This is a genomic window from Streptomyces sp. NPDC004031, assembly GCF_053604375.1.
Map to the genome: position 1 here is coordinate 43,971 of NZ_JBSGHL010000027.1, position 14,512 is coordinate 58,482.

General features: G+C 72.3%; 11 protein-coding genes and 1 pseudogene. 9 read left to right on the forward strand and 3 right to left on the reverse strand.

What is annotated here, in order from left to right:
* Nucleotides 1-374: 374 nt before the first annotated feature.
* The 6 genes from ACWERV_RS19110 to ACWERV_RS19135 all read left to right on the forward strand — a co-directional run bounded on the left by ACWERV_RS19110 (nucleotide 375) and on the right by ACWERV_RS19135 (nucleotide 9,730).
* Nucleotides 375-2,438: a glycosyl hydrolase family 8 gene (locus ACWERV_RS19110; protein WP_452934333.1), complete on the forward strand. Its 2,064-nt coding sequence runs from the start codon at nucleotides 375-377 to the stop codon at nucleotides 2,436-2,438.
* A 177-nt stretch (nucleotides 2,439-2,615) separates the two neighbouring features.
* Nucleotides 2,616-2,900: a hypothetical protein gene (locus ACWERV_RS19115; RefSeq protein WP_452934335.1), complete on the forward strand. Its 285-nt coding sequence runs from the start codon at nucleotides 2,616-2,618 to the stop codon at nucleotides 2,898-2,900.
* 138 nt (nucleotides 2,901-3,038) lie between these two features.
* The gene (locus tag ACWERV_RS19120) at nucleotides 3,039-6,584 is read left to right on the forward strand and encodes a discoidin domain-containing protein (RefSeq protein ID WP_452934338.1); all 3,546 of its coding nucleotides are present in this window, start codon (nucleotides 3,039-3,041) and stop codon (nucleotides 6,582-6,584) included.
* 209 nt (nucleotides 6,585-6,793) lie between these two features.
* Nucleotides 6,794-7,696 (forward strand): molybdate ABC transporter substrate-binding protein, encoded by a 903-nt coding sequence (modA, locus tag ACWERV_RS19125; protein ID WP_452934341.1) that lies wholly within the window; start codon nucleotides 6,794-6,796, stop codon nucleotides 7,694-7,696.
* Between the two features lie 98 nt (nucleotides 7,697-7,794).
* On the forward strand, nucleotides 7,795-8,607 hold the full coding sequence (locus ACWERV_RS19130) for an ABC transporter permease (protein WP_452934423.1): 813 nt from the start codon (nucleotides 7,795-7,797) through the stop codon (nucleotides 8,605-8,607).
* Between the two features lie 28 nt (nucleotides 8,608-8,635).
* On the forward strand, nucleotides 8,636-9,730 hold the full coding sequence (locus ACWERV_RS19135; RefSeq protein ID WP_452934343.1) for an ABC transporter ATP-binding protein: 1,095 nt from the start codon (nucleotides 8,636-8,638) through the stop codon (nucleotides 9,728-9,730).
* A gap of 9 nt (nucleotides 9,731-9,739) precedes the next feature.
* On the opposite strand, the gene ACWERV_RS19140 is transcribed toward ACWERV_RS19135, so the two are convergent.
* The gene (locus ACWERV_RS19140) at nucleotides 9,740-10,264 is read right to left on the reverse strand and encodes a hypothetical protein (RefSeq protein WP_452934346.1); all 525 of its coding nucleotides are present in this window, start codon (nucleotides 10,262-10,264) and stop codon (nucleotides 9,740-9,742) included.
* A gap of 267 nt (nucleotides 10,265-10,531) precedes the next feature.
* Between ACWERV_RS19140 and ACWERV_RS19145 the strand changes: the two genes are divergently transcribed.
* Nucleotides 10,532-11,251: a dienelactone hydrolase family protein gene (locus ACWERV_RS19145; RefSeq protein ID WP_452934349.1), complete on the forward strand. Its 720-nt coding sequence runs from the start codon at nucleotides 10,532-10,534 to the stop codon at nucleotides 11,249-11,251.
* A gap of 104 nt (nucleotides 11,252-11,355) precedes the next feature.
* On the opposite strand, the gene ACWERV_RS19150 is transcribed toward ACWERV_RS19145, so the two are convergent.
* Nucleotides 11,356-11,847, reverse strand: coding sequence for a GNAT family N-acetyltransferase (locus ACWERV_RS19150; protein WP_452934352.1), 492 nt, complete (start codon nucleotides 11,845-11,847; stop codon nucleotides 11,356-11,358).
* A gap of 196 nt (nucleotides 11,848-12,043) precedes the next feature.
* On the opposite strand from ACWERV_RS19150, the gene ACWERV_RS19155 reads away from it, so the two are divergent.
* A complete protein-coding gene (locus tag ACWERV_RS19155; RefSeq protein WP_452934354.1) occupies nucleotides 12,044-12,790 on the forward strand; it encodes a maleylpyruvate isomerase family mycothiol-dependent enzyme in 747 nt (248 codons plus the stop codon).
* A gap of 31 nt (nucleotides 12,791-12,821) precedes the next feature.
* Nucleotides 12,822-13,079 (forward strand): annotated as a pseudogene (locus ACWERV_RS19160) (oxidoreductase); the annotation flags it as partial.
* A gap of 142 nt (nucleotides 13,080-13,221) precedes the next feature.
* Here the strand turns inward: ACWERV_RS19160 and ACWERV_RS19165 are convergent.
* Entirely contained in the window at nucleotides 13,222-14,469 is a 1,248-nt protein-coding gene (locus tag ACWERV_RS19165) for a ThuA domain-containing protein (RefSeq protein WP_452934356.1), read from the reverse strand.
* Nucleotides 14,470-14,512: the final 43 nt, after the last annotated feature.

The following is a 14,512-nucleotide window of genomic DNA, read 5'->3' on the forward strand; positions in this document are numbered from 1 at the left end:
TCCGCGCGCCCAGCGCGCAGGAAGTAAGGTCAGCCGGAGACCACGGGAGTGCATGGCACGATCTGCTGAATTCGGGCAGCGCCCAGCGCAACGACAGCCATCGGTCCACACCTCCTCGCTCGCTCGAACGGCCGGTACGGAACCCGCGGCGGATCCCGTACGAACACGAGTGACGGTAGCGCCCCGCGCGGTCGCGCGCCACCGCATTGATTCCGGCACGCTCCCGGGCCGGGGTGTCACCGCGACGCCGGTCGGGCCCGTGCCGCCGCCGGAGGTGCCGGAGGAGGGGACGACCCGCCGAGGGGATTGACATGAACTCGATTAGTTAGGAAAGTTTCCTAACGCTCATTCTCCTCCACCCCACGGGAGTTGTGATGCACTTCCTGAGACGAACCCTCGCCACCGCGGTCGCCACCGCCTGTACGGCCCTGGGCCTCGCGGTCGCCGGCAGCAGCGACGCACGGGCTGCGACCGCGCCGGCCAACCCGTTCCCCACCCATGTCACCTACAAGGTCGGCGTCAGCCCGTCCGCGAGCCGGTCGGCCCGCGACGCCGCGGTCGAGAAGCAGTACGACGCGTGGAAGAGCACGTACCTGGTGCACGGCTGCGCGTCGAACGAGTACTACGTGTCCACGAAGGGCGACGGCGACGCGCCCCACAACGGGCCGGTGTCCGAGGGCCAGGGCTACGGCATGAACATCGTGCCGCTGATGGCCGGGTACGACCCCGACGCCAAGGCCGAGTTCGACGGCCTGTGGCAGCTCGTCAAGGACCACAAGGACCAGTACGGGCTGATGCAGTGGCAACTCGACGGCTCCACCTGCAAGTACGCCGACAGCGGCACCCCCGACGCCGCCACCGACGGCGACCTCGACATCGGCTACGGGCTCGTCCTCGCCGACCGGCAGTGGGGCGGCTACACCGCCGACGCCAAAGCCTGGCTGGCCGCCGTCTACGCCCACGACGTGACGTCCGACGGGCATCTGAAGTGCGAGGACGACGGCCCGTCCACCGACACCCGGCCGTCCGACATGATGCTGGACCACCTGCGCGCGTTCGCCGCGTACGACACCGCGCACGACTGGAACAAGGTCGTCACCCGCACCGAGGCGATCGTCACCGAGTTCACCGGCGCGTACTCCGCGGCCGACGGCCTGCTGTCGGACTTCGTGGTCAACGCCCAGACCACCAGCCCCAAGCCCGCCCCCGCCGACTACCAGGAGGACCAGCCCGACAACATCGTCGGCTACAACTCCATCCGCGTGCCCTGGCACATGGGCACCGACGCCCTGCTGTACGGCGCCACCACCGCCGCGACCTCCTACGCCGACGCGAAGAAGTGGTCGGCGTGCGCCAAGTCCGTCTCCGGCGGCAACCCGCAGAAGGTCTATCCGCATCTGAAGCTCAACTGCGCGGTGCAGTCGACCTCCGACCAGGCCGAGGAGGCCGGTGACTCGGTCGGACCGGCGGCCATGGCGGCCGGCGACCAGGCGTGGACCGACGCGATCTGGAACCAGCTGGCCGGCAACCCGTTCGGGGACGGGTACTTCGGCGAGACGATCAAGACCCTCGTCTATCTCGTCATGGCCGGCGACTACTGGAGCCCCGCCGCGGCCTCCGCGCCCGCCGACGACTTCTCGGTGAGCCTGTCCCCCGCCTCCGGCAGCGCGGCCCCCGGCGGTACGCAGAGCTCCACCGTCGGCACCCAGGTCACCTCCGGCGCCGCCCAGTCCCTCGCCCTCACGGCCACCGGCGCGCCCGCCGGTGTCACCGTCTCCTTCAGCCCGGCCACCGTCACCGCGGGCGGCACCGCCGCCATGACCGTCTCCGCCGGCTCCGGCGCGGCCGCGGGCACCTACCCCGTCACCGTCCACGCCACCGCCGCCTCCGGCAGCCACACCGCCGTCTACACCCTGACCGTCACCCCGGCCGGGGGCGGCTGCACGGCCGCCCAGCTCCTCGGCAACCCCGGCTTCGAGAACGGCGCCGCTCCCGCCCCCTGGACGCAGACCTCCACCCTGGGCTTCGCGCCGGTCAACGACGACACCGCCGACGAGCCCGCGCACAGCGGCAGTTGGGACGCCTGGACCAACGGCGACGAGTCACCGGACACCGACACCGTCGCCCAGCAGGTGACCATCCCGGCCGGCTGCGCCGCCACCCTCAGCTACTGGCTGCACGTCGACACGACCGAGAACACCACGACGGCCCGCCCCGACACCTTCACCGTCCAGCTCCTCGACCCGGCGGGCACCGTCCTGACCACGCTCGCCACCTACTCCAACCTCGACCACGCGAACGGCTACACCCAGCACACGGCCGACGTGTCCGCCTACGCCGGCCGCACGGTGACCCTGCGCTTCACCGGCACCGAGACCGACACAGACGGCGGCACGACGTCCTTCGTCCTCGACGACACCGCCCTCACCACCCGCTGACGCCCGCCGGGGGTTGCGCGTACCGGCCACCCCGCCGGCCCGCGCAGCCCCTGGCCCGGCGCCCGTCCTTACCCTGGAGCCATGTCCCACGTGAAGACCTCGTACGTCGGTCTGCCGTGCCGGGTCCCCTTCAATCCGCCGTCCGGCCGCGACCGCGCTCACCTTGCGGGACCTGCCGTGAGACCGCGGCGCGGCACACCGGGCGCGCACCGCCTCCGCAGGCCTCCGGCCGCCGCGCTGGCCCTCGTGGCCGGTGTCGTGCTGCTGGTCGGAGGGTGCGGGGACGCGGGGGCGGGGAGCGGTTGTCCCGTGGGGCGCGACACCGCTTCGGCCGGGCTCGCGACGAGTCACCGCAGTACGCAGGATCCGACCGCCGTGGCGTCCTACTGGACGGAGGAGCGGATGCGCAGCGCCCTCCCGGCCCCGATGCCGACGCACGACGAGGAGCACTGCGGGTCCTGACCCGGCGCCCCGGCCCGGCCGCGGCCGCAACGGGCTTCCTGTGCACAGGCATTGACACCGCTTCGCGGCTCCGTGAAACTCCCCCGGGAGAGCGCTCTCCAAGCTTCCTACGAGGCCCAACCCCCCATGGAGATGCATATGAGCCTCCTGTCCCCCTTCCGGCGGGGCGTCCGGCGCAGACGACCTTTACTGACCGCGATGGTGGCAGCCGTGGTCGCCGTGGCCGGGGCGCTCACCGCCACGTCCGGCACCGCGCACGCCGCCCCCACACTGCTGTCGCAGGGCAAGACCGCGACGGCATCCTCCACCGAGAACGCCGGTACCCCGGCCTCCGCCGCCGTCGACGGCAACACCGGCACCCGCTGGTCGTCGGCGGCCAGTGACCCGCAGTGGCTCCAGGTCGACCTGGGCGCCACCGACACCCTCAGCTCCGTCTCGCTCAACTGGGAGACGGCGTACGCCACGGCGTTCAAGATCCAGGTCTCCGACAACGGCCAGACGTGGACCGACGCCTACTCCACCACGACCGCCACCGGCGGCCAGCAGTCGATCCCCGTAAACGCTTCCGGACGCTATGTGCGGATGTACGGGACGGCCCGCGCCACCGGATACGGCTACTCCCTGTGGGAGTTCCAGGTCTACGGCAGCACCGGCGGCGGCACCAACCCCGGCGCGTGCGGCACCGCCAACGCGGCGCAGGGCAAGACCGCGACGGCCTCCTCCATCGAGGGCGCGGGCACACCCGCGTCCGCGGCCGTCGACGGCGACCCCGGCACCCGCTGGTCCTCCGCGGCGAGCGACCCGCAGTGGCTCCAGGTGGACCTCGGCTCGTCGCAGACCGTCTGCCAGGTGGTGCTCAACTGGGAGGCGGCGTACGGCACCTCCTTCAAGATCCAGGTCTCGGACAACGCGCAGACCTGGACCGACGTCTACTCGACGACCACCGGACCGGGCGGCGTCCAGACCCTCGACGTCTCGGGCACCGGCCGCTACGTGCGGATGTACGGCACCGTGCGGGCCAACGGATACGGCTACTCCCTGTGGGAGTTCCAGGTCCACACCACCTCCGGCGGCGGCACCACCACACCGCCCCCCACCGACCCCGGCGGCGGTGACTTCTCCGGCACCGTGATCTCCGCCTTCAAGCAGGTCACGGCCTCCTCCTACGAGGGCGGCAACGCCCCGGCCGCCGCCCTCGACGGCCGGACGACCACCCGCTGGTCGAGCCTGGCCACCGACAACCAGTGGCTCCAGGTCGACCTGGGCGGCACCGGCACCATCAGCGGCCTCGTGCTCAACTGGGAGTCCGCCTACGGCACCGGCTACCGCATCGAGGTCTCCGACAACGGCACCTCGTGGACGCAAGCGTACGCGACCACGACCGGCAAGGGCGGCATCGAGAAGCTGCCCGTCACCGGCAAGGGCCGCTACGTGCGCTTCACCGGCACCGCCCGCGCCACCGGATACGGCTACTCCCTGTGGGAGTTCCAGGTCTACGGCACGGTCGACACCTCCACCGCGACCCCGCCGCTGCTGTCCGGCCCGACCAAGGCCCCGGCCACCACGGGTCAGTTCCAGCTCGCGGCGCCCGCGAACAAGGCGATGGTCACCACCACCCGCCGCCCCCAGCTGAGCTGGAACGCGGTCTCCGGCGCCGCCCACTACGAGGTGTGGCTCAACATCAGCCGCACCGACTACGACTGGACGGCGTCCGGCAACCTGCTGGACCTCTACACCAAGGTGGCCGAGCCCACCGGCACGACGTACACCCCGAGCTGGGACATCACCGACCGCTGGACGTACAAGTGGTTCGTGGTGGCCGTGACCGGCTCGGGAGCCAAGACCACGTCCGACATCCGGCAGTTCAGCGTCTACCTGCCGGACGTCGAGCAGGTCGCGGACGGCGTCAACGTCATCAACGGCGCCCGCGACCTCAACAAGGACGGGCAGATCGAGCCGTACGAGGACTGGCGGCAGCCGGTCGACGTACGGGTCAACGACCTTCTCAGCCGTATGACGCTGGAGGAGAAGGCCTACCAGATGTTCTACAACGTCCAGACCTACCCGATGTCCGGCTGGCACTTCGGGCCGGCGCAGCCGGGGGACCTGGACACCGTGCTGAAGTCCACGGCCGCGACCCGGCTCGGCATCCCGCCGGTCTCCGCCGGTGACACGACCGCGGGCTACCAGACCACCTACCCGCTGCAGAGCACCCTGTCGGCGGGCAAGGACTACCCGCTCGACTACAAGCTCGGCGACATGCAGCGCAAGGAGGAGCTGGAGGTCGGCGCGCGCGGCACCCTGTCGCCGCTCGCCGAGGTCGGCACCAAGGTGCTCTACCCGCGCATCCAGGAAGGCGGCGGCGAGAACGCCGACGTCGCGGCCGCGCAGCTCAAGGCGCTGGTCGCTGGTCTGCAGGGCGGTCCCGAGCTGAACCCGTCCTCGGTGCTGGCCACGGTCAAGCACTGGCCGGGCGAGGGCGCGGGCGGCGAGGCGGGCATCGTCTACGACGCCACCACGATCAAGTACCACATGATCCCGTTCCGGGCGGCGATGGAGGCCGGCGCGGTCAACATCATGCCGGGCTACGCGGGCAGCTCGTACCTCGACCCGGGCGGTCCGGGCGCGGGCGACAGCGCGAAGATCCTCACCTACCTGCGGCAGAACATGGGCTACACCGGTCTGATCACCACGGACTGGCTGCCGTCGGGCGCGTGGGTCAACGCGGCCAACGCCGGTTCCGACGTCATGGGCGGCGCCGACCCCGGCGCCGTGGGCTTCACCATGGCGTCCTTCGAGCAGAACGTGCCGCAGTCCCGGATCGACGACGCGGTCAAGCGGATCCTCACGCTCAAGTTCGAGCTGGGCGTCTTCGAGCACCCGTACGGCGACCCGGTCAACGGCCCGTACCGCTTCCACCAGCCCTCCTACACGCAGCTGGCCAACCAGGCCTCCCGCGAGTCCAACACCGTGCTGAAGAACAACGGTGTGCTGCCGCTCAAGCTCAACTCGGGCGACAACATCGTGGTGGCCGGCGACCGGGCGACCGACGGTGCGGCCTGCTGCATCTGGTCCAGCTACTTCCACCCGGACTACGGCTCCCTGGACCAGCTCGACGCCCTCAAGGCGAGAGCCGGGCAGGCCGGGGTGAACGTCTCCCAGGGCACGGCGACCAATCCGAAGGTCGCGGTGCTGTACGTCGGCGAGCCGTCGTACACCCACGCCACGGCCTGGCCGGACACCCAGCCGTACCTGCCGGCCGACCAGCTGGCGCTGATCCAGCAGTACAAGAACCAGGGGCTCAAGGTGGTCGTCGTGCTGACGCTGCCGCGGCCCATCGTGATCAGCGACTGGAACAACCTGGCCGACGCCATCGTGGTGACCTACCGCGGCGGCGAGGAGGTCGGGCCCGCGACGGCGAGCCTGCTCTTCGGCGACTACACCCCGCACGGCCACCTGCCCTGGCAGCTGCCGCGCAGCCTGGACCAGATCCTCAAGCCGGGCGGCGGCGACGTGCAGGCCGACGCGAACGAGGCGTGGGACCTGCCGTACGACCTCGGCGCGACCGCCGCCGAGCGGGCGGACATCCGGGCGAAGATCGACGCGGGCCAGACCGTGCCGCCGACGTACGGCAACCCGCTCTACCAGTACGGCGCCGGGCTGACGAGCTGGGCGACAGGCTGACCGAACGGTGCCCGGAGCCGGACGTGAACCGGCTCCGGGCCCCGGCCCGGTCCTGACCGCCGGCCGCGTCCCGGGTCGTCCCGTCCCGGTGGCGCGGCCGGTTCCGTACCGACCGCCGCGGTGCCCTCACCGCATGCGCGAGGCACAGTGAGCGGATCGTTTGGAATCTGCAATGCGGGCGGCCCCTTCCGCCTCGCACCTGCGGACTTATGATCGTCCCCGTGTCCGCACCCCGCGTGCGGCAGAGAGGACGACATCCTGTGACATCCCGTTCCGCACGACGCCGTACGCTGCCCCTCGCCGTGGGCGGCGCCGCGCTGCTGCTGGCGCTCACCGCCTGCTCCTCCTCCGACTCGTCCGACTCCTCCTCCGGTGCCTCGTCCGGCGCCTCGGGCTCGTCGGCTCCCTCGTCCTCGGCGAGCACGTCGCCGAAGGTCAGCGGTACGGTCACGGTCTTCGCGGCGGCCTCGCTCAAGGAGACCTTCACCGAGCTGGGCAAGGAGTTCGAGGCCGCCTACCCGGGAACGAAGGTGACCTTCAACTTCGGCGGCAGCGACACCCTCGCCGCCTCCATCACCGCCGGTGCCCCCGCCGACGTCTTCGCCGCCGCGAGCCCCACGACCATGAAGACGGTCACGGACGCGGGCGACGGCAAGGGCACGCCCTCCACCTTCGTGCGCAACCAGCTGGAGATCGCCACGCTGCCGGGCAACCCGCAGCACATCGCCACCCTCAAGGACCTCACCAAGTCCGGCCTCAAGGTCGCGCTGTGCGCCAAGACCGTGCCGTGCGGCTCGGCCGTGCAGAAGGCGCTCACCGCGAGCAGCCTGAAGCTCACCCCGGTGTCGTACGAGCAGGACGTGAAGTCCGCGCTCACGAAGGTGGAGCTGAAGGAGGTCGACGCCTCGGTGGTCTACCAGACCGACGTCAAGGCGGCGGGCGGCAAGGTGGACGGCGTGCGGTTCCCCGAGTCGGCGGGCGCGATCAACGACTACCCGATCGTGGAGCTCGCGCACGCCCCCAACACGGCGGGCGCGCAGGCCTTCATCGCGCTGGTGAAGTCCGCGGAGGGCCAGAAGGTCCTGACCGAGGCGGGCTTCCTGAACCCGTGAGCGTCTTCTCCGCCGGTGGCGGGGCCGGGCCCGAGCCCGGCCCCGGGACCGCCCTGCCGGGGGCGCCGGGGCTGCCGTACGGGGGCGGCCCCGGCACTCTGGAGGCCGCCCGGCGCAGGCGCTCCCGGGGCGGGCGCGCGCCCGTCGCGCTCGCGGTGCCCGCCGTGCTCGCGCTCGCGTTCCTGCTGCTGCCGCTCGTCGCGCTGCTGATCAGGGCGCCGTGGCGGAGCATGCCGGACCAGCTCACCAGCGCGGCCGTCTGGCAGGCGCTGCGGCTCTCGCTCCAGACGGCGACGCTGGCCACCGCCGTGTCCCTGGTCTTCGGCGTGCCCCTCGCCTGGCTGCTGGCCCGCACGTCCTTCCCCGGCGGCCGCCTGGTGCGCGCGCTGGTGACACTGCCGCTGGTGCTGCCGCCGGTCGTCGGCGGTGTGGCGCTGCTGCTGGCGCTCGGCCGCAACGGCGTGGTCGGCCGCTGGCTGGACACGTGGTTCGGGGTCACGCTGCCGTTCACCACGTCGGGCGTCGTCGTGGCGGAGGCCTTCGTCGCGATGCCCTTCCTCGTCATCACCGTCGAGGGCACGCTGCGCGCCGCGGACGTCCGCTACGAGGAGGCCGCGGCGACGCTCGGCGCCTCCCGGCTGACCGCCTTCCGCCGGGTGACGCTCCCGATGATCGCGCCGGGTGTCGCGGCGGGCGCGGTCCTGGCGTGGGCGCGGGCGCTCGGCGAGTTCGGGGCGACCATCACCTTCGCGGGCAGCTTCCCCGGCCGCACCCAGACCATGCCGCTGGCCGTCTACCTCGCCCTCCAGGACGACCCGGCAGCCGCGATCGCCCTGAGCCTGGTGCTCCTCGCGGTCTCCCTCGCGGTCCTGGCGGGCCTGCGGGAACGCTGGACGGGCGGTGCGCTGTGAAGGCCTGCGCGCGGCGACGGGAGACGACATGACGGCCACCACTCCCCCGGCCCTGCTGACCGGCGAGGGCCTCGACGCCCATCTGGTCCTCGCCCGCCCCGACTTCACCCTCGACGTCGAACTGGCGGTGCGCCCCGGCGAGGTGCTGGCGCTGCTCGGGCCCAACGGGGCGGGCAAGACCACCGCGCTGCGCGCCCTCGCAGGGCTCGCCCCGCTCACCGGAGGACGGCTGCGGCTCGACGGGAAGACGCTGGAGGAGCCCGCGCTGCGCCGCCGGGCCGCGCCCGAGGACCGCCCGGTCGGCGTGATCTTCCAGGACTACCTGCTCTTCCCGCACCTGACCGCGCTGGAGAACGTCGCCTTCGGCCCGCGCTGCCACGGCGTGCCACGAGCCGCCGCCCGCGCGCTGGCCGCCGAACTCCTCGGCCGGATGGGCCTCGCCGACCACGCCGGGAAGAAGCCGCGCCGGCTGTCCGGCGGCCAGGCCCAGCGGGTCGCGCTGGCCCGCGCGCTCGCGACGAACCCGCGGCTGCTGCTCCTGGACGAGCCGCTCGCCGCCCTGGACGCGGGCGCCCGGCTCGACGTACGGGCCGAACTGCGCCGCCGGCTCGCGGCGTTCGAGGCGGTCGCGGTGCTGGTCACGCACGACCCGGTGGACGCGATGGTGCTCGCCGACCGGGTGCTGGTGATCGAGGACGGGCGGCGCGTCCAGGAGGGCACCCCCGCGGAGGTCGCCCGCCGCCCCCGTACGGACTACGTGGCCCGCCTCGTCGGCCTCAACCTCTTCCGCGGCGACGCCTCGGCCCGCACGATCCGCCTCGCGCCGGGCCTCACCCTGCCCCTCGCCGCGGAACTGGAGGGCCCCGCCTTTGTGGCCTTCCCGCCGTCCGCGGTGACCCTCCATGCCACGAGGGCCGCCGCCGCGCAGGCCGGTGCGGCGGTGTGGCCCGCGACCGTCCGCACCCTCGAATCCCACGCCGACGCCGTCCGCGTCCACCTCACCACGGCTGAGGCCGCCCTCCCCCTGACCGCCGACCTCCCCGCCCACTCCCTCACCGCCCTCCCCCTGGAGCCCGACGCGCCGGTGTGGGCGGCGCTGCCGGAGGGGGAGGCGTACGCGTGAGGAAGCCGCTCAGTCCCGGCGGAAGGTGGGGGACGTGTTCCCCCAGAGGTCCGTACCGCTGAGGGGGTTGTGCGGCAGGCTCCCCTGGAAGATGCGCACCAGGAATTCGACGATGCCGCAGTCGAAGCGGGTCACCGCCGGCTCGTAGGGACCGTGCTGCCTGCGGAAAGTGACGACGCGCCACTCGTCGGGCTCACCGACGGTGCTCCAGAAGGCGTTGTCGCCATCGGGCGTGTAACCCCACAGGACCAGACCGCCCTGCACCAGATACTCCGGCTCGATGCCTTCCAGACCTTCTTGCTCAACAGCCGCGGTCGAAAGGACCCCAAAGGTCTCTCCGACCTCGGAGGCCCGGACCGGGGGCAGGATTCCGAAGTAATCCGAAATCAGCCCCGGTCCGTACGTCTCCATCAGCCAGAGAAAGTCCGCGGGCAACGCCGTTCCGTACCCGCGCACGATCTCGTCCGGGGCAGGGGGGACCCATTTCTGGGCGGGTGGCTCCAGCAGCCGCAGAAGCTCATCTCGTGTGGACATCACTTCTCTTTTCGCCCTGATGTTCGACTACTCGCCGATGGTGGCACACAGGTATGACACTCCGGTACGGACCGTGCTCCCGGCACCTGCGGCGATAACCCTTTGGCGGACGGCCGCCGCCCCTGCTAATCTCGCCGAGGCCGTGCAGGAGAACGAGGAGGTGGTACCCGTGAACGCAGAATCGACATGGGTGCTCCCCTCGTGGGCCACGGTCGGACGGTAGGTCGTCCGGGAGCGCCGTCACGCGTACTCCCGAAAGGCACGACCGTGCACTTCACTTCAGAGCGGCTTCTCGACGACGGGGTCGTCGAGCGCCAGTTCACCCTCGGCGAGATTCCCGGCACCCTCTGGACCACCGGGTCCGCACCCGCTCCGCTGATCCTGATGGCCCACAACAACGGCCTGCCGAGGACGGAGCCGCGCCTCGTGGGCCGCGCCCGGCTGACGGCCGCGTACGGCTACGCGGTGGCCAGTATCGACACCGCCGGATGCGGTGACCGGCCGCGGTCGGCCGCCGCCGAGCAGGCCCGCGCCGAACTGCGGCGGGCGATGCGGGCCGGCGAGCCGGTGGACGAGATCTTCGAGTCCCTCGTGGCACCGCTGGTCGCGAACGCCGTCCCGGAATGGCGGACCACCCTCGACGCGCTCCTCTCTCTCCCCGAGGCCAACGGCCGCGTCGGCTACTCGGGCTGGACGGCCCTGGGCATCGCCCTCGCGGTGGCCGATCCCCGGATCGAGGCCGCGGGGCTCTTCGCCGGGGGGTACGTCCCCCGCGCGCAGCGCGAGCAGGCCGGTCAGGTCACCGTCCCGCTCCTCCTCCTGCTCCAGTGGGACGACGAGGGCAACCCGCGTCAGCGTGCCCTCGACCTCTTCGACGCCTTCGGCAGCAAGGAGAAGACCCTGCACGCCAACCTGGGCGGCCACCTCGGCACCCCGGCCTTCGAACGGGAGGACGGCGACCGCTTCTTCGCCCGTCACCTGAAGTAGGACCGCGCCCTGCCGGGCCGGCGCGTCGTCGCCGGCCCGGCAGGGCGGCGCGGCCGGGACGCGGTCCTTGCCGGGGCAGCACGCGCAGGCTGCGGGGCCCGATGTCAGGAGCCGCCCGCCAGGCCGCGCCGGTACGTCAGCCCGGGTCCCCCGGAATACTCCCGCTCCCCGACCACCGCGAACCCCGACCGCGCCAGCACCGCCCGCGAGGCGGCGTTGTCGAGCGTGGTCCCCGCCCGCAGGGACTTCAGCCCGTACCGCCCGGCGGCCAGTCCGCAGACCTCCGCCACCCCCCACGTCGCCAGGCCCCGCCCGCTCGCCCGCTCCGCGATCCGGTAGCCCAACTCGGCCTCACCGTCGGCCACATCGACGAGGTTCACCCGCCCCAGCACCTCGCCGCCGTCCCCGACGACGACATGGAACCAGCACTCCCCGGCCTCCTGCTCCGCCAGCCGCGCCCGCAGCATCTCGCCGAAGTGTGCGAAGAAGTCGTCCCCCCGATCGGGGACGGAGGCGGCGAAGTACGCCCGGTTCTCCACCTCGAAGGCGAGCAGCGCGGCGGCGTGACGGAGGTGGAGCAGCTGAATCTGGGGCATGGCCAGCACTATAGGCACTGGGTCAGCCGCGCCGAGGGCGTCTCGCCCGCTGGAATCCCGGATGCGCCTGCGTCATCGCAGCGGTCGCCAACTCTCCATTGCCGACGATGAGTTGAGGTCAACGAGGCCGCGAGTACCGTCGCCGGGCATCACCGCGGGCGTGACGCCGGGGCCGCGCCAGGGCAGAATCCGGGACATGCGGACGATCGACCACATCGCCCACCTGCAGCGGGAGGGCGAACTGCTCGCGGACGCCGCCGCGGAGGCGGGCGAGAACGCACCCGTGCCGACCTGTCCCGGCTGGACGACCGGCGACCTGGTCCGGCACACCAGCACCTTCCACCGCTGGGCGGCGCGCATCGTGGCCGGGCGGCTGCCGGGGCCCGTGCCGGAGGATCCGATGCCCGCGGGGCCGGTGGGCGAGGCGCTGCTGCCGTGGTTCCTGGAGGGGCACGGCGCCCTGGTCCGTACGCTGCGGGCGGCCGGTGAGGACACCGCGTGCTGGGCCTTCCTGCCCGCGCAGTCACCGCGGGCGTTCTGGGCCCGGCGCCAGGCGCACGAGACGGCGGTGCACCGGGTGGACGCCGAGTCGGCGCGCGGCGGGGAACTCTCCCCGCTGGACCCGGAGTTCGCCGCGGACGGCATCGACGAGCTGCTGACCGGATTTCACGCCCGCGCGCGCAGCCGGGTACGCACCGGGCAGCCCCGTGTGCTGCGGGTACGGCCGACGGACGCCGCCGGGGCGTGGACGGTACGGCTCTCCGCCGACGAGCCGCCGCTCACCGAGCGGTCCGCGGGCGACGGCCCGGCCGACTGCGAGCTGACCGGCCCGGCGCAGGACCTCTACCTCATGCTGTGGAACCGGCTGCCGCCCGACGCCGCAACAGTCACCGGCGACACCGCCCTCGCCGCGCTGTGGCGGAGGACCTCGGCCATCACCTGACGCCGCCGCTCACGACGACCCCCGCGCCGCGGTGCCCCAGCGCTCCTCCGCCAACCGCCCAGTCCCCGTAGTCGCGCTGCCCGCCGGGGGTCTGGTGATGGCCCCGATGACCCGCAACCGGGCCGCGGCCGACGGCACCCCCGAACCGGTCATGGCAACCTACTACGCCCAGCGCGCCACCGCCGGGCTGATCATCGCCGAGGCCTCGACGCCGAGCGCCGTGGGCCGGACCTACCCCAACATCACCGCGATCCACAGCGCCGGGCACGTCGCCGGGTGGCGGCACGTCCGGCTACACGGACTACCCCACGCTGCACCCGACCCCCGAACCGGCCGCGGCCTGACCGGCGGTGGGGTGCGTCGCCACGCTGTCGACCGAGCCGGGTGGTGCCCCGCGGCTGCGGAGCACCACCCGGCGCGGGCTGACGGGGTCAGGCGGTGGGCAGGTGCCAGGTCTGGTTGGTGGCGGCGGTGCAGGTCCAGATCTGGAGGCGGGTGCCGTTCGCGGAACTCTTGCCCGTGGCGTCCAGGCACTTGCCGGACTGCGGGTTCACCAGGGAGCCGGACGCGCCGGGCTGCCAGACCTGCGAGCCGGTCCCGTTGCAGTCGTACAGCTGGACCTGCGTGCCGTTCGCCGTCCCGGCGGACACCACGTCCATGCACTTGCCCAGCGCGCGCAGCGTGCCGTCGGAACCGACCGTCCACTTCTGGGCGTTCGTGCCGTTGCAGTCGTAGAGCTGGACGGCCGCACCGTTGGTGCTGCTCGCGCCCGCGACGTCCACGCACTTGCCGCCCAGGCCCGTGATCGCGCCGGTGCCGCCGCCGGGGGGCGGGGTGACGGGGCCGGTGGCGCCGCCGAGCCAGCGCAGGCCCTGGAGGAGGAGCTGGTTCTGCTGGGGGCTCGCGAAGGTCGACGACAGGGTGGTGTTCGTCGCGTAGTCCATCGCGTTGTGGCCGAAGTTGTTGTAGATCATCTTGTAGTTGCGGTTGCTCCACACGATCGGGTAATAGCCGCTGTACCAGGTCTGGTTGGGGTCGGTCCCGATCGGGAAGGTGGACTGGTCCATCGACGCGAGGATGTCGATGGCCGGGTTCTGCCGCAGGTCGTTCTGCCAGCTGTACCACTCGCTCACCGACGAGGTGATCGTGGACGGCAGACCCGCGGTCGCCGCGTGGTTCGGGTCCTCGATGCGCAGCGTCTCGGACGTCGGGCCCCAGCTGTTGGAGCGGAAGGTGCCGGTACCGAGGAACGTCTCGTGGTACCAGGACCAGTCGCTGGGCGTCTGGTCGTTGTAGGCCGCGACATGGAAGCCCATCCAGCCGCCGCCGCCTTCCATGTACGTGCGGAAGGCGCTCTGCTGGGCCGCGGTGTGCGGGTAGTTGTCGAGGAACATGACGACCTGGTAGTTCGCCAGGTTCGCGGTGTTGAGCTGGTTCCAGTCGTTGGTGGCGGTGTAGGTGAAGCCGTTGGCGGCGGCCTGCTGCGGGAACCAGGTGTTCGCCTCGTGGACGAAGCTGATGTGCGCCGCGTCGTACGTGCCGTCGTAGAACGCGAGGATCTTGAACGGTGCTGCCGCGTGGGCGCGGTGGAACGGCGCCATCAGTGCGGCGAGCAGCAGGGCGACGAGTGCCAGCAGGCGTATCGCCGTACGGGGTCCGGCGGTGCGGGTGGGGACCATCGGTGGCCTTCCTGTGCGCGACGGTGGGGGGACGTGCGCCTGT

Coding starts and splice junctions, on each gene's coding strand:
- ACWERV_RS19110 (WP_452934333.1), top strand. CDS start 375: ATGCACTTCCTGAGACGAACCCTCGCCACCGCGGTCGCCACCGCCTGT.
- ACWERV_RS19120 (WP_452934338.1), top strand. CDS start 3,039: ATGAGCCTCCTGTCCCCCTTCCGGCGGGGCGTCCGGCGCAGACGACCT.
- modA (WP_452934341.1), top strand. CDS start 6,794: ATGATCGTCCCCGTGTCCGCACCCCGCGTGCGGCAGAGAGGACGACAT.
- ACWERV_RS19135 (WP_452934343.1), top strand. CDS start 8,636: ATGACGGCCACCACTCCCCCGGCCCTGCTGACCGGCGAGGGCCTCGAC.
- ACWERV_RS19140 (WP_452934346.1), bottom strand. CDS start 10,264: ATGTCCACACGAGATGAGCTTCTGCGGCTGCTGGAGCCACCCGCCCAG.
- ACWERV_RS19150 (WP_452934352.1), bottom strand. CDS start 11,847: ATGCCCCAGATTCAGCTGCTCCACCTCCGTCACGCCGCCGCGCTGCTC.
- ACWERV_RS19155 (WP_452934354.1), top strand. CDS start 12,044: ATGCGGACGATCGACCACATCGCCCACCTGCAGCGGGAGGGCGAACTG.
- ACWERV_RS19165 (WP_452934356.1), bottom strand. CDS start 14,469: ATGGTCCCCACCCGCACCGCCGGACCCCGTACGGCGATACGCCTGCTG.